At 71.2% G+C, this 21,174-nt stretch carries 19 protein-coding genes; 5 read left to right on the top strand and 14 right to left on the bottom strand.

Annotation, left to right across the window (positions count from 1 at the left end; genetic code table 11):
* Positions 1 to 3: 3 nt before the first annotated feature.
* The 5 genes from ACGH48_RS05940 to ACGH48_RS05920 are packed head-to-tail and all read right to left on the bottom strand — an operon-like array spanning position 4 to position 7,565.
* The gene (locus tag ACGH48_RS05940; protein ID WP_396290590.1) at positions 4 to 3,012 is read right to left on the bottom strand and encodes an alpha-mannosidase; all 3,009 of its coding nucleotides are present in this window, start codon (positions 3,010 to 3,012) and stop codon (positions 4 to 6) included.
* Between the two features lie 32 nt (positions 3,013 to 3,044).
* The gene (locus ACGH48_RS05935) at positions 3,045 to 4,424 is read right to left on the bottom strand and encodes a glycosyl hydrolase (RefSeq protein WP_396290589.1); all 1,380 of its coding nucleotides are present in this window, start codon (positions 4,422 to 4,424) and stop codon (positions 3,045 to 3,047) included.
* On the bottom strand, positions 4,424 to 5,398 hold the full coding sequence (locus tag ACGH48_RS05930; RefSeq protein ID WP_221180565.1) for a carbohydrate ABC transporter permease: 975 nt from the start codon (positions 5,396 to 5,398) through the stop codon (positions 4,424 to 4,426). Before ACGH48_RS05930 ends, ACGH48_RS05935 begins: the two co-directional genes overlap by 1 nt.
* Positions 5,395 to 6,273 carry a carbohydrate ABC transporter permease gene (locus tag ACGH48_RS05925; RefSeq protein WP_123313452.1) on the bottom strand — a complete coding sequence of 293 codons (879 nt, stop codon included), beginning with the start codon at positions 6,271 to 6,273 and terminating at the stop codon, positions 5,395 to 5,397. Before ACGH48_RS05925 ends, ACGH48_RS05930 begins: the two co-directional genes overlap by 4 nt.
* On the bottom strand, positions 6,273 to 7,565 hold the full coding sequence (locus ACGH48_RS05920; protein WP_396290588.1) for an ABC transporter substrate-binding protein: 1,293 nt from the start codon (positions 7,563 to 7,565) through the stop codon (positions 6,273 to 6,275). The genes ACGH48_RS05925 and ACGH48_RS05920 overlap by 1 nt, the downstream gene beginning before the upstream one ends.
* A 114-nt stretch (positions 7,566 to 7,679) precedes the next feature.
* On the opposite strand from ACGH48_RS05920, the gene ACGH48_RS05915 reads away from it, so the two are divergent.
* The 3 genes from ACGH48_RS05915 to ACGH48_RS05905 all read left to right on the top strand — a co-directional run bounded on the left by ACGH48_RS05915 (position 7,680) and on the right by ACGH48_RS05905 (position 9,414).
* Positions 7,680 to 8,711, top strand: coding sequence for a LacI family DNA-binding transcriptional regulator (locus ACGH48_RS05915; RefSeq protein ID WP_340196148.1), 1,032 nt, complete (start codon positions 7,680 to 7,682; stop codon positions 8,709 to 8,711).
* Positions 8,712 to 8,826: 115 nt separating this feature from the next.
* Positions 8,827 to 9,159 carry a hypothetical protein gene (locus ACGH48_RS05910; RefSeq protein WP_123293983.1) on the top strand — a complete coding sequence of 111 codons (333 nt, stop codon included), beginning with the start codon at positions 8,827 to 8,829 and terminating at the stop codon, positions 9,157 to 9,159.
* A 102-nt stretch (positions 9,160 to 9,261) separates the two neighbouring features.
* Complete coding sequence (locus tag ACGH48_RS05905) at positions 9,262 to 9,414, top strand: hypothetical protein (protein ID WP_159572741.1); 153 nt, start codon at positions 9,262 to 9,264, stop codon at positions 9,412 to 9,414.
* Between the two features lie 8 nt (positions 9,415 to 9,422).
* Here the strand turns inward: ACGH48_RS05905 and ACGH48_RS05900 are convergent, their stop codons facing one another.
* From ACGH48_RS05900 to ACGH48_RS05890, 3 genes are read right to left on the bottom strand one after another with little or no spacing between them, the layout of a single operon-like run.
* Positions 9,423 to 10,286 carry a DMT family transporter gene (locus tag ACGH48_RS05900; RefSeq protein WP_123313449.1) on the bottom strand — a complete coding sequence of 288 codons (864 nt, stop codon included), beginning with the start codon at positions 10,284 to 10,286 and terminating at the stop codon, positions 9,423 to 9,425.
* Positions 10,287 to 10,299: 13 nt separating this feature from the next.
* Positions 10,300 to 10,962 carry a response regulator transcription factor gene (locus ACGH48_RS05895; protein WP_111084503.1) on the bottom strand — a complete coding sequence of 221 codons (663 nt, stop codon included), beginning with the start codon at positions 10,960 to 10,962 and terminating at the stop codon, positions 10,300 to 10,302.
* Between the two features lie 39 nt (positions 10,963 to 11,001).
* Entirely contained in the window at positions 11,002 to 12,558 is a 1,557-nt protein-coding gene (locus tag ACGH48_RS05890) for a sensor histidine kinase (protein WP_396290586.1), read from the bottom strand.
* Positions 12,559 to 12,691: 133 nt separating this feature from the next.
* On the opposite strand from ACGH48_RS05890, the gene ACGH48_RS05885 reads away from it, so the two are divergent.
* The gene (locus ACGH48_RS05885; RefSeq protein ID WP_340195827.1) at positions 12,692 to 13,534 is read left to right on the top strand and encodes a helix-turn-helix domain-containing protein; all 843 of its coding nucleotides are present in this window, start codon (positions 12,692 to 12,694) and stop codon (positions 13,532 to 13,534) included.
* Positions 13,535 to 13,635: 101 nt separating this feature from the next.
* Positions 13,636 to 14,217 (top strand): hypothetical protein, encoded by a 582-nt coding sequence (locus ACGH48_RS05880; protein WP_123313446.1) that lies wholly within the window; start codon positions 13,636 to 13,638, stop codon positions 14,215 to 14,217.
* 66 nt (positions 14,218 to 14,283) lie between these two features.
* Here the strand turns inward: ACGH48_RS05880 and ACGH48_RS05875 are convergent, their stop codons facing one another.
* The 6 genes from ACGH48_RS05875 to ACGH48_RS05850 are packed head-to-tail and all read right to left on the bottom strand — an operon-like array spanning position 14,284 to position 21,169.
* Positions 14,284 to 15,936, bottom strand: coding sequence for a dipeptide ABC transporter ATP-binding protein (locus ACGH48_RS05875; RefSeq protein ID WP_396290584.1), 1,653 nt, complete (start codon positions 15,934 to 15,936; stop codon positions 14,284 to 14,286).
* Positions 15,933 to 16,499 (bottom strand): GbsR/MarR family transcriptional regulator, encoded by a 567-nt coding sequence (locus tag ACGH48_RS05870; protein ID WP_396290583.1) that lies wholly within the window; start codon positions 16,497 to 16,499, stop codon positions 15,933 to 15,935. Before ACGH48_RS05870 ends, ACGH48_RS05875 begins: the two co-directional genes overlap by 4 nt.
* Entirely contained in the window at positions 16,496 to 17,905 is a 1,410-nt protein-coding gene (locus tag ACGH48_RS05865) for a serine hydrolase (protein ID WP_396290582.1), read from the bottom strand. The genes ACGH48_RS05870 and ACGH48_RS05865 overlap by 4 nt, the downstream gene beginning before the upstream one ends.
* A 41-nt stretch (positions 17,906 to 17,946) precedes the next feature.
* Complete coding sequence (locus tag ACGH48_RS05860) at positions 17,947 to 18,837, bottom strand: ABC transporter permease (RefSeq protein ID WP_123313444.1); 891 nt, start codon at positions 18,835 to 18,837, stop codon at positions 17,947 to 17,949.
* On the bottom strand, positions 18,834 to 19,775 hold the full coding sequence (locus tag ACGH48_RS05855) for an ABC transporter permease (RefSeq protein ID WP_396290581.1): 942 nt from the start codon (positions 19,773 to 19,775) through the stop codon (positions 18,834 to 18,836). Before ACGH48_RS05855 ends, ACGH48_RS05860 begins: the two co-directional genes overlap by 4 nt.
* Positions 19,775 to 21,169, bottom strand: a complete 1,395-nt coding sequence (locus ACGH48_RS05850; RefSeq protein WP_396290580.1) for a M14 family zinc carboxypeptidase — start codon at positions 21,167 to 21,169, stop codon at positions 19,775 to 19,777. Before ACGH48_RS05850 ends, ACGH48_RS05855 begins: the two co-directional genes overlap by 1 nt.
* Between the last annotated feature and the right edge of the window lie 5 nt (positions 21,170 to 21,174).

Raw genomic sequence — 21,174 nt, 5'->3', positions numbered from 1 at the left:
CGTTCAGTTGTGTGGGAAGCGGAAGGTGCGGACCTCGTACGCGTCGACGGCGAACGAGGACGCGTCGACGGTCCCGGCCGAGGCCAACGGCTCTTCGAGCAGGGTGACCTCGGCAGCCGGACCGAACGGCCCGTCCACCGCGACCCCACCGGTCCCCCGCCGCCCCACCGGCTCGTACACCCGCACGACCAGGTCACCGGAGCGGTCGTCGGCGAGCTTGACGCTCGACAGCACGACCCCGCCGGACACCCGCACGAGCGGTGTGAACCCGTGCGCCCCGGTGACGGTCCGCACTCCGGCGTTCATCCGCACGCCGGCCGCCGTCGCCCCGAGCTGGTCCGTCCCGATGACGATGCCGTACCGGTGCGTCTGCACACCCTGATCGGTCTCGGGGTCCGGGAACCGCGGTGCCCGCAGCAGCGACAGCCGCACGGTGGTGGTGACGTGCCCGTCGACGGCGTCGCGGGTGGTGTCGAACCCGTGGATCGAGTCGTTCACGAGCGCCACACCGAAGCCCGGCTCGGACACGAGCACGTAGCGGTGCATCGACGTCTCGAACTTCGCGGCTTCCCACGAGGTGTTCGTGTGCGTCACCCGCTTCTGTGCTCCGAACTGCGTCTCGGCGACGGTGTGCTCGGCGCGGACGTCGAGCGGGAACGCGACCTTGAGGAACTTCTCGGTCTCGTGCCAGTCGGTGGTCTGGTCGAACTCGAGGGTGCGGGAGTCCTGCGCGAGCGTGATCTCCTGGCGCACGGTCGAGTCGCCGAAGGCCCGCGAGACGAGGACGCGCGCGACGCCGTCGGCATCGACGGACGCGTCGAGCGACGTCAGCGCGACGAGGTCCTCGACCCGGTTCCGGTAGTACCGGTCGACGTCCCACGCGTCCCACATGTTCGGGAAGTCCTGGTGCAGCTGCAGCAGGTTCGCGGCCTGTCCGGCAGCGATCGCCTCGCGGCCGCTCGCCAGGTCGACGGCGCTCGTCACGAGCCCCTGCGCGTCGACGGCGATCCGCACCAGGTCGTTCGCCAGCACGTACCCGCCGTCCTGCTCGGTCAGGGTCACGGCGGTGGCTTCCGGCACGTCGGTCGCCAGGACCGCGCCCTGCGCGGGTGCGCCGGCCTGGAGGAACGGGGCCGGGTTCACGACGACGGCTGCCTGCCCGGTACCGGCGAGCGCCGAGAGCGCCTGGTCGATGATCGCGGTCAGGGCCGCGGCCGTCTCGGCGTAGCGCTCGACCGCTTCCCGGTGCACCCACGCGATCGAGGTGCCCGGCAGGATGTCGTGGAACTGCTGGAGCAGGACCTGCTGCCACAGGGTGTCGAGTTCGTCGTACGGGTAGGCGAAGTCGGTGCGGGCGGCGGCGGTCGTGGCCCAGAGCTCGGCCTCGATGAGCAGCTGCTCGCACCGGCGGTTGCCCTGCTTCGTGCCGTGCTGGCTGGTCAGCGTGGCGCGGTGCAGCTCGAGGTACAGCTCCCCCACCCACACCGGCGGGTCGGTCAGCTCGGACTTCGCGCGGTCGAAGAACGTGTCCGGGTGCTCCCACCGGACCTTCGCACTGCCCTCGAGGTCGGCAAGGCGTGCGGCCGTGCCGGTCATCTCGCGGGTCGTGCCACCGCCGCCGTCGCCCCAGCCGACCGGTGCGATCGAGCCCGTGGCGAGCCGGTTCTCACGGAACTGGCGGGAGGCCTTCGCGACCTCGCTGCCGGACAGGCGGGAGTTGTAGGTGTCCATCGACGGGAAGTGCGAGAACACCCGTGAGCCGTCGATGCCCTCCCACAGGAACGTGTGGTGCGGGAACTTGTTCACCTGGTTCCACGAGATCTTCTGCGTGAAGAACCACTCGAAGCCCGCGCGGCGCATGAGCTGCGGCAGGGCCGGCGAGTACCCGAAGCTGTCGGGCAGCCAGACGCCCTTGGGTCGGATGCCGAACTCGCGCTCGAAGAACCGCTGACCCTGCGAGAACTGGCGGACGATGCTCTCGCCGGTCGGCATCACAGTGTCAGACTCGACCCACATGCCGCCGATCGGCAGGAACCGGCCGGCCTCGACCGCGGCCTGCACGCGCGCGTAGACCTCGGGGCGGTGCTCCTTGATCCACGCGTACTGCTGCGCGCTCGACATGCCGTACAGGAAGTCGTCGGTCTGGTCGATGAGTTCGGTCATCGTCGAGGTGGTGCGGGCGACCTTCCGGATCGTCTCGCGGACGGGCCAGAGCCACGCGGAGTCGATGTGGGCGTGGCCGATCGCCGAGATCGTGTGGGCGGAGGCCTCGGCGGGGGCGGCGAGCACGTCGGCGAGCGCCGCGCGGGCGTCGCCCGCGGTCGCGGCGATGTGCTGCAGGTCGAGCCGGTCCAACGCATCGTCGAGGGCCTGCAGGATCCGCATCCGCCGTGGGCCCTCGGGCAGCTCTGCCTGCAGTTCGAGCAGGACGTCGATGTCGAGCGCGAGTTCGTGCACCTCGGACTCGAAGACGGCGAGGTCCATCCGGCGCGAGGTGTAGAGCCGCTTCGACGACGAGGTCTGCACATCCCCCTGCTGCGTCGGCAGGAAGGGGTGGTAGTCGAGCAGGACGGGGTTCGACGCGGCCTCGACGAAGAGCTCGATCGTCTCGCCGCCCTCGGCCCGCTCGGTGACCAGGACCCACTGGTTGCGCGGGTTGATCGACTTCACTGGAGTGCCGTCGGCCAGGTAGACGAGTCCTTCGCACTGGAACCCGGGCATGTTCTTGTCGAACCCGAGGTCGATCACAGCCTCCACCCGACGTCCGACCCACTCCGTCGGCACGGTCCCGGTCAGCCGGAACCACGTGGTGCCCCACGCCGCGCCCCACGGAGTGCCCACCTCGTACGGTTCGAAGGCGAGCTGCAAGCCCTCGGTCGGCGGGATGGGCTCACCGGGCAGTTCGTGCCACGCGGTCTCCAGCGGCACGGCGGTGGCGTGCACCGCGGGCGTGATCCGCTCGTCGAGGACCCGGCGGGCCCGTCCGGTGGTGAGGGGGATGTCGTCGTGCATGGAGTCTTCCAGGGTCGGGGCGTTGCCGCAGGTCAGGGCGTGGTCGCGGGGTGCGCGACGCGGATGGTGGTGGAGTCGAGGTCGGCGGGCACGTCCACGCAGCGGTCGATGCCACGGGCGGCGAGCATCTCGGTGTCGCCGAGTCGGGAACGGAGGACGACCTGCGGACCGCGACCGTCCGGTTCCGCCGACGCGACCGCGAGCCAGGCGGCGGCGAACCGGCCTCCGGGGGCGCAGTCGGCACGCATCCCGTGCCGGTCCGAGCCGTCGGGCAGCACGTCGTCGAGCACGAGCGCGGTGGCCGGCGGCGTAGCGGCGGCGGCGCCTGACCGTGCGACGGCGGCGAAGGCCTCTCCCGCCGGCTTGACGCGGCCGTCGTTGGTGAAGAGCCCGAGGTCGTACTCGAGCTCCGGGAAGTCGGCGAGCGACCGGGCGACGTCGTGCGAGCACCACCACGTGACACCGAGCACCTGCTGCGCCCCGAGCACGTGCCGGATGGTCTGCTCGGTGAACGAGGCGGCGTCCTCCGGGGCGATGACGTTGGTGGGCGCTCCCACTTCTTGCAGCCAGTTCGGTCGTGCGGGGTCGCGGTTCCAGGCGGCGGCGAGCTGGAGCAGGTACTCACCGTGCCGCACCGATCCCGGTCCGAGTGCGCCGTGCAGCGCTGCCGAGCCGTTGAACACCCACGAGTGCGTGACGGTGGCGTCACCGTGGTCCGCCGCGTGCTCCGGGCCGAAGGGCTGGGCGTCGTCGTACCAGGCGGCGTCGTACTGCGCGACGGTGACCAGCGGCCGTGGACGCGACCCGGCGCCGGACGGCGCCGACGTGGCGGGGTCGAGCCGTGCCTCCAGGCCGGACCCGCCGGACGAACCGGACGAACCGGCCGACAGCCCGTCACGCGCCGCCGCGACCATCGCCGCCGCCCACGCGTGGCCCTGCTCCGCCGTGATGTCGTGCGGCGCGGGGTGCGGCGCGTGCGCGAACTGGTTCACCTCGTTGCCGATGGTGATGCCGAGCAGGTTCGGCTTGTCCGCGACCGCTCGGGCGAGCGCCCGGACGTACGCCGCGGTCGACGCGACGACGTCCGGGTCGGTGAACATGTTGCGACGGTGCCAGCTGTCCAGCCACGCGGGCACGAAGTCGAAGCTCGACAGGTGCCCCTGCAGGGCGTCGACGTTGACGTCGAGCCCGAACGAGCCGGCGATGTCCACGACCGTCGCGACGTCCTGCAGCGCCGAGGCCCGGATGAGCGTCCGGTTCGGCTGCACGACCGGCCAGAGCGGGAAGATCCGCACGTGGTCGGCGCCGAGCGAGGCGATCGCCTCGAGGTCCCTGGCGGTGTCCGACGGCGAGAAGTCGAGCCATGAGTGGAACCAGCCGACCGAGGGCGTGTAGTTGACCCCGAAGCGCATCAGCCCTTCACACCGCCCTCTTCGACGCCCTTGAAGAAGAAGCGTTGCAGGACGGCGAAGATCACGGCGATCGGGATGAACGCGATCATGGTGCCGGCGGCGATCATGCGCTGGTCGGTCGCGAACGTGCCCTGCAGGTACTGCAGCCCGACGGTCAGGGTGAGGTTCTCCGGCGACTGCAGCACGATGAGCGGCCACAGGAAGTCGTCCCACGCCCCGATGAACGAGAAGATCGCGATGACGGCGATGGTCCCCTGCACGGCGGGCAGCGAGATGTACCGCAGCCGCTGCATCGCGTTCGCGCCGTCCATCACGGCGGCCTGGTCGATCTCCTCCGGGATCTGCCGGAACGCGTTGAACATGAGCAGCACGTTGAGCGCGGCGATCATCCCCGGCAGGGCGACACCGACGAGGTTGTCGGCGAGGCCGAGGTCCTTGACGGTGACGAACTGCGAGATGATCGTCGCCTCGCCGGGCAGGACGAGCGTGGCGAGGAACAGCCCGAGGACGAGCTTGCGGTGCCGCCACTGCAGCCGCGCCAGGGCGAAGCCGGCGAGCGTCGCGAAGACGATGTTGCCGAACACGTCGATCGCGGCGACGAGCAGCGAGTTGCCGATGTACCGCCAGACCGGGATCGCGGCGGCCACCTTGAGGTAGTTCTCGAAGGTCGGCTCGGTCGGGATGAAGGACGGGTTCGCGGTGTAGATGTCCTCGCCGGCGCCCTTGAGCGAGGTGGACAGCTGCCACAGGAACGGGCCGATCGTGATGAAGAGCACCACGATGAGCAGGACGTAGCGCAGCACTTTCTCGCGGGTGGACATGACGCCCCAGACCGCGCGACGGCGCTTGCGTCCGTCTCGTCCGTTCGGTCGGGAGGCCCGTCCCGCGTCCGTCGCGCCGGTCACGTCCGGCGTCGGGCTGGCTGCACCGCGCGCCCCGCCCAGTGCGGGTTCGGTGGTCGTCGTGTTCGTCACTTGTCCGCCTTGCTGTTCATCCGCGCGAGGGCGAGCATCGGGACGAGCGTCACGACGAAGAGCAGGAGGCTCAGGGCGGACGCGTACCCGAGGTTGCCGGTGAAACCGCGGGCGTACTGCTGAATGAGCATGACGAGCGAGTTGTCCTGCCCGCCGGGTCCACCGGTGCCGTTGGTGAGGATGTAGAGCTCGCTGAACACCCGGAGCGCTGAGACGCACACCAGGATCCCGACGAGCGTCATGGTGCCGCGGACCCCCGGCATGGTGACCGACCAGAACCGTCGCACCGATCCGGCGCCGTCGAGGGCGGCCGCTTCGTGCAGGTCCTTGCCGACGTTCCCGAGGGCCGCGAGGAAGATGATCATGTAGTAGCCGAGGCCCTTCCAGACCGTCAGGCTGATGGCGCTGAGGAGCAGCAGCCACCGGTCGGTCAGGAACGGGACGCTGCCCTGCACGACGCCGAGCGCCTGCGCCATCTCGTTGATGACGCCGCGGTCGTCGAGGATCCAGGTCCAGATGAGCCCGACGACCACGGCCGAGGCGATGACCGGCGTGTAGAACGCCGTGCGGAAGAACGCGATCCCCGGGAGCTTCTGCTGGACGAGCACCGCGATGAGCAGCGGCAGCACGGTCAGCAGGGGCAGGCAGATCGCCATGTAGATGACACTGTTGAGCAGCGCCTCCCACACCTGCGGATCTGCCAACAGGGTCTCGAAGTTCGCAAGACCCACCCACTGGCTCACGCCCCCCAGCGGGCTGGCGTTCGTGAACGACAGCCGGACGGTGTTGATCGACGGCCAGAGGCTGAACGCGACGAGCCAGACGAGGGCCGGCAGGACGAGCAGCCAGGGCGTGAACCAGCGGTTGGCGCGCATCAGCCGTTGGCCAGCAGGCTGTTCATCTTGGTCTGCGCCGTCTGCAGTGCCTGCTCCGGCGCGACCTGGCCCTTCATGGCGAGGGCGATCTGCTGGTCGAGGAAGTCCGTCATCGCGGAGTTCGCCTCGACCGGGTTGATCACCTTCGCGGTCTTCAGGGCCTCGTTCGCCAGGACACGGGCCTCACCGTTGACGGTGCCGTCGTCCTTCGAGAAGTACGGGTCGGACTGCGACGACGTGGTCGACGGGAAGATGTTGACCTCGTGCGCGAACGCCTCCTGGTTCTTCGCGTTCGTCATGAACTTCGCGAACGCCTCAGCCGTGGCGAGGTGCTTCGACTTCGCCGACACCGACAGCCCTTGCACGTACAGCGGCGGGGTGTCGAGTGCGGGGCTGACGGTGACCTTGCCCTTGAGCGACGGGTTGTTCTTCTCGAAGTCGGCGAGCGAGGTGGCGCCTCCGGTGGTCCACGCGACCTTCTGCTGCGTGAACAGCGTCGAGTTGCCGAGGTAGTCGCTGTTCAGCACGTTCGAGGGCATGTAGCCGTCCTGGTACGCGTCCTTGTACCGCTCGATCAGGTCGGCGGCCTTCGACGAGTCGGCGAAGGTGAACTTCGTGCCGTCCGCGTTGAGGACCTTCACGCCTGCCAGGGTGAAGTCGCCGAGGCCGGGCTTGCGGCTCATCAGGTAGTCGGTCGGGCAGTTCTCGTGCATGGTCTTCGCCTGCGTGAACAGCTCGTCGGTGGTCTTCGGCGGGTTCTTCGCGTCGAGGCCGCACTTCGCGAACATCGTCGCGTTCCAGTAGTCGACGTCGGTGTTGAGGTACCAGGGGTACCCGAACGTGCCGTCCACGCCCTTGTACTCGTACGAGTCCAGCGCACCGGCGACGTAGGTGCTCGCGAGCTCGGTGTCGTCCTTCGCGACGTCCCGCAGGAACCCGCGCTTGGCGAGCGGCAGGGCGATGTCCGGCGGCAGGTTGATGACGTCGGGCAACGAGTTCGACGACGCCTGGCTGAGCACCTTGTCGGCGTAGCCGTCGCCCGGCTGGTCCTGCAGCTTCACCTTCGCGTCCGGGTGGGCCTTCTCGAAGTCGGCGATCACCCCGTTCAGGTAGTCCGTGTACGTCGGCGTGAGCGCCCACGTCTGCAGCGTGATCGACCCGCTGATCTCCCCGCCGCCGTTGTCGGCCGCGGTGCTGCCACCCGAGCAGCCGGTCAGGACGAGTGCCGTGGCGGCAGCTCCTGCGAGCAGCGCCGCAGCACGGCTCCTCGTCGCACGTGTGGTGGTCCTCATGAGTCTGACTCCCTCGTCATCCTGCTTCGTCAGTGTGCTGAACCGGTTCAGTTCCTGTCCCCGAACCCGCTTGTGGCAGTGACTATGAAGGACTAAAACGCTATAGTCAAGCCCATGGCCGCGAACCGTCGAACGACGATCTCCGACATCGCCGCGCGTGCCGGCGTGTCCGTCAGCGCGGTCTCGTTCGCCCTGAACGACCGCCCCGGCGTGTCCGACGAGACCCGTGCTCGCGTGCGCGCGATCGCCCGCGAACTCGACTGGCAACCGCACACCGCAGCCCGCGCACTGGGCGGCGCCAAGGCCGGCTCGATCGGCTTCGTGCTGAACCGGCCGGCCCGCACCCTCGGCACCGAGTCGTTCTTCGGCGACCTGATCTCCGGCATCCAGCTCGGACTCGCCGGCACCCACGTCGGGATGAACCTGCTCGTGGCGCGCGACGCCGCTGAGGAACTCGAGACCTACCGGGCGTGGTGGCGTGGGCACCGCGTCGACGGGGTGGTCGTCATCGACCCGCGGCGCGACGACGACCGGTTGACCCTGCTCGCCGAACTCGGCATGCCCACGGTCGTCGTCGGGTCCCACCCCTCGCCCGAGGGCTCCGCACCGAGCGTATGGATCGACGACGGTGCCGCGACGGACACCGTCCTGCGGTACCTGCACGCGCTCGGGCACCGACGCATCGCGCACGTCGCCGGGCGCCCCGAGTTCGAGCACACCGCCATGCGGATCGGCCGTGTGCGGGCGTTCGCCGCGGCCGAGGGGCTCGCCGACGCCGTGTCGATCCCGACCGACTACTCGGCCGAGGCCGGTGCGAGTGCGACCCGCACGCTGCTGTCCCGCAGCAGCCGACCGACGGCGATCGTCTACGACAACGACGTCCTGGCGGTGGCCGGGCTCGGGGTCGCGAGCGAGATGGGCGTCGCCGTGCCGACCGACGTCTCGATCGTGTCGTTCGACGACTCGGCGATGATCCAGCTGGTCCGGCCGTCCATCACCTCGCTGACCCGCGACACCGTGGAGCTCGGGCAGCGGGCGGCGACGCTCCTGCGCGCGCAGATCGACGCCGACGCGCCGCTGCCGTCACGCCCTGGGCCGCCACTGACCCTCAGCGTCCGGGAATCGACGGCACGCGCGGCGCCCTGACCCGTCGCTCCGGCGCTCCTGGCATTCCACGACGACACGCCCAGTAGGTGTCCGGCCGAGGTCCACAGCACGCGGCGGACTTGACTCCTGTTCGAACACACGTTCGAATACCGTCGTGGGACGGCGTCGCGAGAACCGGTGGCAGCCCCCGGAACACCCGGAGGTCGAACGTCCGCGCGCCTACTCGCTGTCCGAGGACGCCCGCGGGCCCGACGTCTGCCACGCCGTCACCCCCGTGCCGGTCTGGGCGTGGATCCAGTTCCCGACCTTCCACGTCCGGGTGAAGGCCTTCGCGAAGAGCTGGACCCGCGACGCCGTCATGGTCGAGTGGGCGCAGTTCGGACAGCAGGCGGACGCCTGGGTGTGGCGATCGGCCGTGAAGCACCGCACCCTGCGTGCCGACCAGGCGGAACGCGCGATGCGGAGTCCGCAGAACGCAGCGCGTTGACTTCCGGTCGCACCCCGAGGATGGTTTAGCGAACACCGGTTCGGCAAGTAACTCACTGATCGAGGCATTCGTTCGAGTGCCGCTCCGGAACGAGGAGGCACCATGAAGAACACCGCGGTGCCGTCCTGGGTCGCCCACGTGCTCACCCCGCCCGAGGTCATCAGCGCCTACGTCGAGGCCCGGGTCAACGACCCCGCTCTGCTGTCGGGCGAGCACACGGAACCCACGTACGCCGACTTCCTCGGCGACGAGTAGACGGTCGTTCAGCGGCGTCGGCGGCGCGCCGAGAGCGTGACGCCGACGCTCGCAGCGGTGACGCACACCAGCGCCACCGTCTCCAGCACCGACAGCCCCTCACTGAGCACCACGAGGCCGGCCAGCGCCGCGATCGCCGGTCCGAGGCTCTGCAGGACGCCGAACACCCGCGTCGGCATCCGCCGCAACGCCGCCATCTCGAGGGCGTAGGGCAGCACGCTCGACAACACCGCGACCGCGCCGAAGACCAGCAGGAGCACGGGTTCGCGGACCACGCCGTCCACCGCGGACGGGAGCCCGAACGGCAGCGACACGAGCATCGCGACCACCATCGACACCACCAGGCCGTCGACCCCGGGGATCGCCGCGCCGACGTGCCGGTTCATCACGATGTAGCCCGCCCAGCACGCCGCCGCGAGCACGGCCCAGACGACCCCGCCGACCTCGGTCACGGCGCTCGGGCCGACCCCGAGCAGCACGACGCCGGCGAGCGCCAGGGCAGCCCAGAGCGCGTCCCGCCAGCGTCGGGTGTGCACGAGGGACAGGGCGAGCGGGCCGAGGAACTCGATCGTCACCGCGACCCCGATCGGGATGCTCGCGAACGCCAGGTAGATGAAGACGTTCATCCCGCCGAGCGCCAGGCCGAGACCGACGGCGCCGACCCACTGCGCGCGGGTCCAGTGCCGGACGCGGGGACGGACGACCAGGGCGAGCACCACCGCGCCGATGACGAGCCGGAGCGCCGCGGCCCCGACCGCGCCGACGTCGTCGAAGTGGGTCTTCGCGATCGCGGCGCCGAGCTGGACGGACACCATCGCGGTGAGGGCGAGCAGCGGAGCCGGGACCCGATCGGTGCCGCGGGCCTGGTTCATCCGCGCGCCCGGGTCATCCGAGGTAGGCGAGCACGGCGAGGACGCGGCGGTGGTCCTCGCCGGTGTCCTCGAGCGCGAGCTTGCCGAAGATGCTCGACACGTGCTTCTCGACGGCGCCGGTGCCGATGACGAGCGCGCGGGCGATGGCTGCGTTCGTGCGCCCCTCGGCCATCAGGCCGAGCACGTCGCGTTCACGAGGGGTGAGCGCGGCGAGGGGGTCGCGCCGACGGCTCATCAACTGCGTGACGACCTCGGGGTCGAGCACGGTGCCGCCGGCCGCGATCCGGCGCACGGCGTCGTCGATCTCCTCGAGCCGGGTGACGCGGTCCTTGAGCAGGTAGCCGATGCCCGTCGCGCCGGCGGCGAGGACGTCTTCGGCGTAGGTGGCCTCGACGTACTGCGAGAGCAGGAGCACGCCCGTGCGCGGGGCGATCCGGCGGGTCTCGACGGCCGCGCGGACGCCTTCGTCCGTGAAGGTCGGCGGCATCCGGACGTCCATGACCACGACGTCGGGAGCGCCGTCGGGCAGCGTCGCGAGGAACGCGCGGGCGTCGGCGTACTGCCCGATGACGTCGATGCCGGCTTCGTCGAGCACGCGGGCCAAGCCCTCGCGCAGCAGGACGGCGTCGTCGACGACGACGGCCCGGATGCGTGCTGCATCCGGGCCGTCTGTCATGCCGACCAGCCTAGTGGGAGCGCGGGCGCCCCCGTGGGGTCACGACCGCGGGTTCGCCGTCGTGGGGACGCCGTTCAGGGCACCGAGCGGGATCCGGGCCGTGGCCTCGGTGGGTCCGCCCTCGGGGCTCGCGACGACCAGGTCGCCGTCGAGCGCGCGCATCCGGCCGATCAGGCCCTCGATGCCGTGGCCCTGCTGGGGTCGGGCGCCACCACGGCCGTCGTCGGTGACGCTGACGGTCAGGTACCAGAGCCCGGAGGCGTCGACCACGAGCCCGAGGTACACCCCGGCGGTCGTCGCACCGGCGTGCTTCATGGTGTTCGTCAGGAGCTCGCTCACCGTGAAGTACACGTTGCGCTGGATCTCCGTCGCGAGCTCGAGGCCCTCGGGCAGGCGGACGTCGAGGCCGACCGGGATCGGGGTGCGGGCGACGAGCGCCTCGAGGGCCGCCACGAGCCCGCGGTCGAGCAGGATCGGCGGGGCGAACCCGCGGGACAGCGCACGCAGTTCGTCGAGGGCGTCCTGCGCGTGCTCCGATGCCTCGCCGATCAGCTGCTTCGCCTTCTGCGGGTCCTTGTCGAACGCGCGCTCGGCGGCGGACAGGTCCATCCGGAGCCGCACCAGGCGCTGCTGGGGGCCGTCGTGCAGGTCGCGCTCGATCTGGCGCAGGGCCTGTCCCTCGGCGGTCACCGCACCGGCACGGGATGCCTGCAGTCCGGCGACGCGCTGCTCGAGCTGCTCGGCACGGAACCCTCCGAGCAGGCCGAAGTCCACCCAGTAGTGCGCGATGACCGAACCGCGGGCCCACAGCGGGAACAGCACGACCGAGGCCGCCATCGACAGCAGCCCGAGGAACCCGATGCCCGTGGCGAACCCGATGCCGTCCGGGAAGTACCCGGACCGGACGTTGTTGAGCAGGAACAACCCGCCGACGGCGATCGGCCAGAGGAACCCGGCGAGCAGGATCGCTCCGGCGCCGACGGTCACGAGGGCGACGAGCGGGTACACGACCGCTGCGTGCAGCAGGTAGAGCCAGTAGTGCGGGTTGGCGACCGCGGACCCCGTGCGCGTCCACCAGTTCTGCTGCCAGCGGGGCGTCCAGTCCACCGGCCGGATCGGACGCCGGTCGGCCCATCCGATGCGGAGCTTCTCGAACTGTCCGAGCCACCGCGCCACGAACAGCGCGATGAAGAACATCAGCAGCACGAACGGGTTGAACAGGTCGCGGAACCCGCCACCGAAGATCGCAGCGGGGAACGCGACGTACAGGGTGCACAGCAGCACGGCCGTCAGGGCCATGTAGCCGAAGTCGCGCGGCAGGCGCTTCCAGGACTCACGGTAGAACGCACCGGCGGTCATGCCGGGACCCGGACCGCGGCCGTGGCCACCGACGGGTGCCGATCCGTTCGGCGGGGTCGCGCCCCACGACGCCGGCGGCGTCTGCTGGTCGTGCTGTCGTGGGTACTGCGGCATCGGCTTGGTGGCTCCAGGTGGGACGGAGTCGCCCAGCGGGACGGTCTGGGCCTGGTCGGGCGAGGGCGTGACGTCGTCCAGCGGGACGGTTCGCGCCTGGTCGAGGCGGTCGGTGTCGGTCATGACTCCAGCCTCGCGATCACGGGGCCGTTCCCCCATCCTGCCCCCTCCCCACCCCGGGTGGGGTTATCCCCCCTCTCCACAGATCGCCCGAGGTCGATCGTCGCGGGACGGCCCGCCGGACATGCTCTTGGCGATGGGCGACGCACTCCGAGCACTGATCGACGCCGTCGGCCTCGAGGTCGGCTCCGGCCAGGAGATCCGTTCGGACGACGACCTCTGGACGCTCGATCCCGATCCGGGCGGCACGCATGCCTGGGTCGCGTCCCTGCGCCGGCCGGTCTGGGTCCGTCACGACGACACGCTCGTGTTCGTCGAGGCGGGTGGAGCCGCACTGGTCGAGCAGCACCCGACGATGTCGATCGGCTCCGACCCTGAACGGCACGGCCCGCCTCGTACTGCTTCTTCGTACGACTTCCCGCACGAGGCCCTGTTCGCCGACACCGGCGTCGTCGTCGGATCAGCGTCGCTCGGGCCACTCGCTGCCGAGGCCCTCGCGCTCCCGCCGATCGCCACCACGCAGCCCGCGGGCTTCCCGTCGGCGGACGTCGTGCTGGCGCTGCGTCACGTCGGTCACCTCGACGGCGGCCGGTGGCACGGCGTGCAGCAGGATGCGCTCGCGCGACTCGTGGTCACGACCGTGCTCCACGACAACCCACCACCCTTGCTGCGCGACAACAGTCTGGCGAGGGTCCTCGACCGGCTCTTCGAACCGGCGGGCGGACACTCGACCGCGGACCTGCTCGACGGCGTCCGCATGTCTCCGCGCACCCTCGAGCGTCGGTGCTTCGAGACAACGGGCTGCACGCCGGCCCAGCTCGGGCGGTGGTTCCGGAGCCTCGGTGTCCGGAGTGCACTCACCCGGGGTGACCGTCCCGCCGAGGTCGCTGCACGCTTCGGCTTCAGCACCACCGCCTCCATGCGGCGCGCGCTGCAGCGGGTCCACGCACCGGACACCGACATCCCTCGGCCGATCTGACGGTTCTGGTTCACGGATCCCGCGGTTCGCGAACCAGGACCGTCAGCGGCCCGGCCAGAACGTGCTTTCCCTGCCGTACTGGGTGCGCGTAGTGTGCGGGCATGCAGAACATCACGGGGGTTCGGGTGGTCTCGGCCGCGGCAGTCGTCGCAGCGGTCGTGTTCGGGGCGCGCGGACTGGTGGGGACGATCTGGCTCGCGTCGTGGGACCTGCCGAACGGGCTGCTCCTCGTCGCCACGGCGCTCGCCGGGCTGGCAGCTGCGGTCGTGCTCGTCGCAGCGGTGCGCGCTCGGGACCGCCGGGCGCTCGCGTTCGCGGTGTCGGTCCTGGCGTTCGCGCTCCTGTGGCCGGCGCCGGGCTGGGCCACCGAGGTGCTCCTCGTGGTCGCGCAGGGCGCACTCGTGGCGTTCGGCGTGCTGACCGTCCGGAACGAGGACGGCGTGCAGCGGGCCTTCGGCTGGGTCGTCACCGTGGCGGCGTCGCTGTGGTTCGTCGCGGCGCTCCTGTCGAACACGGCGCTGATCCTGGCGACCCCACAGGAGGCGCTGGGCATCGTGCTGGCCGTCCCGGGGCTGCTGCAGACCGTGGCGTACCTGGCGGCGACGGTGCTCGTCGCCGTCCCGCTCCTGCGTCCGGTCGGTCGGGGCGCGAACGCCCTGTGGGTCTCAGCCGAGGTGCGCTGACGCCACACGGACGCCGACCCCGCAGCTGCGCTGACCCCGCAGCTGCGCCGAGCCTGCGAGTGCCCCTCAGCCGACCCGTGCCGCCAGGCGCTCGGATCGGCGGACGGCCTGCTCGGCCGGGTCGGGTACCGGCGCGGCCTGGATGAGCCGGCGCGTGTAGGGATCCTGCGGCGACCGGAGGATGGCGTCACGGGTCCCCTGCTCGGCGACCTTCCCGCCGTGCAGCACGACGACCCGGTCGCACAGCGTGTCGACCACGGCCAGGTCGTGCGTCACGAACAGGCACGCGAAGCCCAGGCGCTCCTGCAGTTCCCGGAAGACGTCGAGCACCCGCGCCTGCACCGAGACGTCGAGGGCACTCGTCGGCTCGTCGGCGATGAGCAGTGCGGGGTCGAGCGCGACCGCTCGGGCGATCGCGACGCGCTGCCGTTGCCCGCCGGAGAGCTCGTGCGGGAAGCGCTCGCGGTACCCGCCGTCCAGGCCGACGTCGGCGAGCAGCCGGTCCACCCGTTCGTCGATCTGCGCCGACGGCAGGCGCAGGACCTGCCGGAGCGGCTCGGCGACGGTCTGTCCGACCGTGTACCGCGGGTTGAGCGACCGCAGCGGGTTCTGGAAGACCACACCGACGTGTCGCCGCATCTCGCGACGAGCTCCTCGCCGGGCGACCGCCACGTCGGTGCCCTCGACGACGACCGATCCGGACGTGATCGGTGCGAGTCCCACGGCGGCGCGGCCGATGGTGGTCTTGCCGCTGCCGGACTCCCCCACGAGTCCGACGATCTCACCGCGACCGACCGTGAACGACACGTCGTCGACCGCGCGGAACCGCCCGCGCAGCGCACCGCCGTACTCGACCACGAGGTGCCGGACGTCGAGGACGACCGCGGGGGCCTCCGAGACGGGGTCGACCCGGGCCTCCTGGCCGGACCCGGCGCCCATGCGTGGGACCGCAGCGAGCAGGTCGCGGGTGTACTCGGCGGACGGCGCGGCGAAGACCGCGGCGACGGTGCCCGTCTCGACGACGCGACCGCGGCGCATGACGACCACGCGGTCGGCGATGTCGGCGACGACGCCCATGTCGTGGGTGATGAGGAGGATCGCGGTGCCGGTGCGTTCCCGCAGCGCACGCAGGACGTCGAGCACCTCGGCCTGCACCGTGACGTCGAGTGCGGTCGTCGGCTCGTCGGCGATGAGCAGGTCGGGGTCGGCGGCGAGCGCCATCGCGATCATCACGCGCTGCGCCTGTCCGCCGGAGAGCTCGTGCGGGTACTGGCCGAGCCGGCGTTCGGGCTCCGGCACCTCGACGGCGCGCAGGAGTTCGAGCGATCGTTCGCGCACGGCGGCGCGGTCGTGCGACGCGTCGGCGCGGCGGACGGCCTCGGCCAGCTGGAACCCGACCGTGAACACCGGGTTGAGCGCGGCCGACGGGTCCTGGAAGACCATCGACACGCTGCGGCCGCGGACCCCGCGCAGGGTGCGCTCGTCGGAGCCGATGACCTCGAGGTCGCCGAGCCGGATGCTGCCGGAGGCGCGCGCGCCGTCGGGGGCGATCCCCATCGCCGTCATCGCGGTCATGCTCTTGCCCGACCCGGACTCCCCGACGACGGCGACGACCTCGCCGCGGCCGACGGTGAACGAGGCGTCGTCGACCGCGCGGACCTCGGCGCCGTCGACGTCGAAGGTCACGGACAGGTGGTCGACGGTCAGGACGTCGGTCATGGGGTCTCCGAACGGTCGGTGTGGTCGCGGGCGGCCTTGAACGCCTCCCACTCCTCGAGCATCTTGCGGTGGTACCCCTGCAGCCACTGCATGTAGTCGCGGCCGTTGAGCAGGCGCTCGCGGACCTCGGCGTCGACGTCGCCCTCGCCGGTGCGGCCCGCGGCCTCGACGACGGTGAGTCCGCGGCCGATGATGTCGCGCTGCCGGTCGAGGTACTTCCGCTCGCTCGCGAGCCAGGAACCCCAGACGTCCGCCTCGGCGCGGAAGTAGTGGCTGCGTTCGCCGGCGACGATGTGGCGCTTCACGAACCCGGAGTCGACGAGCCGTCGCGTGGCCATCGACACCGAGCCCGAGCTGGCGCCGAGGGCGTCCTGCAGGTCGGCGGAGGACGAGTGCGGCGCGCGGGTCATCATGAGGTAGCCGAGCACGCGGGCGTCGGTGAGGGGCATGCCGGCACCGTCGTTGAGCATCAGGGCGAACTCCTCGACGAACGCCTGCCGCTCGGGTTCGAGCACGACGTCGTCGTGCCCGACACCGTCGTCCCGACCGTCGACGCCGCTCACGGTGCCAGCCCCGCCGCGACCTCGGGCGACTCGGTCGGGATCGTCCAAGGTTCCTCGGTCATGCCGCCACCGGCGCGGATCGACCGGACGGTACCGTCGGCGTCGCGCGTGAAGGTGATGTCCTCGTCGATCGAACCGAAGCGGTTGCCGTGCGTCATCCGGAGCGTGTCCGCGTCGACGACCTCGAGCCGGGTGGGGGTGTCGAGCGGTTCGGGTCCGGACGGGTCGACCTCGACGAGCCGGTCGCCGATGCGGGCGATGTCGCTGACGCCCCACGGGTTGGCGAAACGGCCGGTGTACGCAGCGGTGTCGACGTCGTCGGGCACGGGGGTGCCGGGTGCGGACGCGTCCGCCGCGGCGTCGAGCATCTGCACGACGGCGGTGGCGATGAGGGTGGCGGGTCCGGCGGCAGCGCTCGTCAGCACGGAGACGACGAGGCCCGATGCCGGGTCGAACAGCGACTGCGTGATGTGCCCGGGGAACCCGCCGGAGTGGCCGCGGACCTCACGGCCTCCGATGCGGTCGACGATGAAGCCGGCGCCGTACCCGCGGGCGGCCGGGTCGTCGGTGGCGCTCCAGGCCTTGCGCTGAGCGAGCCGCTTCGAGTGGTCGTCGAGCAGGCTGCCGTGCCCGATGACGTGCTGCGAGAAGTACCTGACCAGGTCGGAGGCGGTGCCGTGGAACCCGGTGGCGGCGGCCATCGCGCGGGTGTCCACGTGGTCGATGCGCTGCCGGCGCCGCGCGGTGTGGAACCCGGTGTACCCGACCACGAAGTCGTCGGCGCGGGTGGGGTCCCAGTCCGGGCCGGTGTTGCGGAGTCCCAGGGGTTCGGTGATCGACTCGCGGACGAAGTCGTTGTAGGACCGGCCGGAGACCGCGGCGATGACGAGTCCGAGCAGCGAGTAGCCGAGGTTCGAGTAGTTGAAGGACGACCCGGTGGGGACCTTCTGACCGCGGTCGAGCACGAGTGCCAGGAGCTCCTGCTCGTCGGGGAACGGCCGCAGGAGCGACCAGTAGTCGCCGTCGTGGCCGTCGCGGATGACCCCGGCGCCCATCTCCATGAGCTCCCGGATCGTGGCGTCGGCGAGCGGGGAGCCGCCGTCGACCAGGGCGGGGATGTACGTGCCGACGGTGTCGTCGAGCCGGAGTGACCCGCGCTCGGCGAGCTGGAGCAGGGCCGTCGCGGTGAAGGTCTTCGAGTGCGAGGCGATGCGGAACAGGTCGGTGGTGGTCAGGCGACGCCCGGCCTCGACGTCGGCGTAGCCCCAGGCCTCGTCGAACAGCACCTCGCCGCCGAACCCGATGGCGACCTGTACGCCCGGCACCCGCAGCTGCCAGACCTTGTACGACACCCACTCGTGGATGTAGGGCAGGGTCTTCCGGTACGCGGAGAGGGTGTCGGTCACGGTGGTCCTTTCGAGAACGGTTCTGCAGCGAGTCTGGCGTGTCAGCGCCGACGCGGGTCGAGCGCGGCGCGCAGCGTGTCGCCGAGCGCGATGACGGAGAGCACGGTGACGGCGAGGAACGTCGCCGGTGCGATGAGCATGTGCGGGGCGCGGAGGAACTGCGAGGTCGCGGCGGAGAGCTGCAGTCCCCACGAGATCGCGGGGCTCTCGAGCCCGATGCCGAGGTAGGTCAGTGACGACTCGGACACGATGACGCCGCCGACGGTGATCGTCGCGAGCACGAGCAGCGGCGAGATCGACGACGGCAGGACGTACCGGGTGGTGATCCGCCAGGTGGACAACCCCATCGTGCGGGCGGCGAGCACGAACTCGGCGTTCCGCACGCTGCGGACGCTCGACCGCACGAGCCGGGCCATCGTCGGCCACCCGAACAGTGCGAGCACGAGCGACACGGTGAGCACCGAGCGCTCCCCCACGCTGTTGAGCACCACGACGGCGCCGAGCAGGAACGGGAAGCCGAGGAACACGTCGGTCAGGCGGGCGAGCACGGCGTCGACCCAGCCGCCGACCATGCCCGCGATCGTCCCGACGACGACGGCGACCATGCCGGCGAGCACGGTGGTGAGCACCGCGACGGCGATCGACGACCGGGTGCCGTACACGACGTTGGCGTACACGTCGCAGCCCTGCAGGTCGAAGCCGAACGGGTGACCGCCGGTCGGCGAGGCGCCGCTCTGCCCGAGGTCGCACACCCGGGGGTCGCCGTGGCCGAACAGTCCGGCGAACAGCTGCGGGAACGACGCGACGAGCAGCACGACGACCAGGACCGAGGCGGGTACCCAGAAGCCGGGGGTCCGGGCCGCGGCCAGCAGGGGCCGGCGGCGACCGCCGACGACGGGTTCGACGGTGGCGCTGAGCGCTGAGGTGGTCATGCGGCTGCTCCGGTCCGGACGCGGGGGTCGAGGGCGGCGTGCAGCAGGTCGACGAGCACGCTCGTGACGAGGAACACCAGGATGAGCGCGGTCGAGATGCCGACGACGACCGCGCCCTCGTGCGACCGGATGCCCTGGAACAGCAGGTTGCCGACGCCGGGCAGGTTGAAGATGCCCTCGATGATCACGGTGCCGCCCATCAGGTACCCGAGGTCGGTCGCCAGGTAGGTGGCGGTGGGGATGAGCGAGTTCCGCATCACGTGCACGCCGACGATCCGACCGGGCGCGAGCCCCTTGGCCCGTGCGGTGCGGACGTAGTCGGCGTCGAGCGTCTCGATCATCGAGGTGCGGGTGAGCCGGGACACCGCGGCGAGGCCGAACAGCGCGATGACGAACGCTGGCAGGATGTACGCCGTCGGCCAGCCCGCGGTGACGCCGGCGACCGGGAACCAGTGCAGCCGCACCGAGAACACCAGCTGCAGGGCGACCCCGAGGACGAACACGGGGATCGCGCCGACGACGATGGTGCCGACCAGGACCGTCTTGTCGAGGGCGGTGCCGCGCTGCAGGGCGGAGAGCACCCCGAGCCCGATGCCCAGCACGATCTCGAGAGCCCAGGCGGTGAGCGCCAGGGTGATCGTGACGGGCCAGCGCGACGCCATCTGCTCGCCGACGGACTGCCCGTTGAAGTCGGTGCCGAAGTCGCCGCGGAACAGCCCGCCGAGGTACTGCACGTACTGCAGCCAGAGCGGCTGGTCCAGGTGGTACTCGGCGCGGAGCGTGCGGACGACCGCGTCGCTGAGCGGACGCTCGCCGCCGAGCGCCTTGATCGGGTCGCCGGGCAGCGCGAAGGTCATCGCGTAGATGAGGAACGTCACCCCGAGGAACACGATGGCCAGGCCGCCGAGCCGGCGACCGACGGCGAGCGTCGGACGCATCACGCGCCTCCCGACACGGCCGCCGACACCGGACGGGAGGCACGGGCCGGGTCCGCCACGTGGCTCGCGCAGGCGAGGATCGCCCCGTACTGCACCCCCACCAGTTTCCGCACCGGGATCGGCTGGGCGCCCGTGGACGCGTCCGCCTGCCAGCGCGCGTACCGCTCCACCAGGCGGTCGCACAGGCGCCGGAGCGGCGCGGACGCCGTGCCGGCGGTGGTCTCCGCCTCGACCGCACGGAGCAGCATGCCGCCGTAGCGCAGTCGGAAGCAGCGGACCAGGTCCTCGCAGCCGAAACGCTCCGCGACCGTGGCCATCCGCTCGGCCGGCTCGCGGTCGGCGCGACGGCGGTCCGTGTCGGCCGTGCTGACGAGCATCGGCACGAAGGCGCGCGACGCCTCGAGGAACGGCGACTCGATCGACAGCATCGGCGACGCCTCGTCGAGGAGCTGCTGGAGTTCCTCGCCCGAGGCACCGAGCTCGGCGGAGCAGCGCCGGAGCAGGTCGGCGTACGACTCGTCGGTCGGGGTCTGGTCGTCGGCGTCCGGGTGGCTCCAGTACGGCAGTTCGGCGACCATGCACAGCGCCCCGTGCCGCATCGCCCACGCCGCGCTCGACGCACCGTGGATGTGCTCGCCCGGATCGACCCCGAGTCCCTCGAGGTAGTCGTACGCGGTCTCGATCCCGTCCATCGCGAACACCGCGGGGGCGAGTTCGCGCAGGAACGGCGACTCGGGCTCCCCGGTGTCGAGCGGCAGCCCGAGCGCGGCCGGTACCGCGTGCAGGGTGTAGACGACGTCGGGCAGGTCCTCGGACAGGTAGTAGTAGACCCCGCCCATCTCGCCGTTGTGCAGGCTCACGAGCAGGTCCGGCTCGGTGTCGTCGATGAGCCGCATGAACGCGAGCGTCTCGGGCAGCACCTGGTCGAAGTACACCGACCGGTAGCTGTTCGGGAACGTCCACTCCACCTGGCTGTCCGGGGCCGGGCGGTAGAAGTGCCGCGAGTAGAACACCCGGTCGTGCGGGTCGTGGAACCAGGCCTCGTTGAGCCGCATGCCGTCCGGGTCGATCGTCGGGACGATGTGCCAGGTGACGTCGAGCGCACGGGCCTCGTCGTCGGTGGTCATCGTCTCGGCGAGGTGCAGGGCCGTCCACGAGCCGATCGGTTCGTTCGGGTGCACGCCGCCGACCACGACGGCGGCGTGCGACCCGGTGCCGATCCGGTAGGAGTGCAGCGGTTCGCCGAGGCGGCTGGTGCCGATCCGGGTGACCGTGACCCGGTCCGGGTGCGCCGCGGCGAGTGCGTCGAACCGGGCGTGCAGGTCGTCGACGAGCGGGAAGCCGTCGCGGTCGGGGACCTCGGCCGCCAGGCGGAGGATGGTGCGCTGGTCCATGTGGT

Source organism: Curtobacterium pomorum (genome assembly GCF_044497295.1).
GTDB lineage: Bacteria > Actinomycetota > Actinomycetes > Actinomycetales > Microbacteriaceae > Curtobacterium.
Note: the sequence above shows the minus strand (reverse complement) of the source record. Positions and strands in the feature narration are given on the sequence as shown.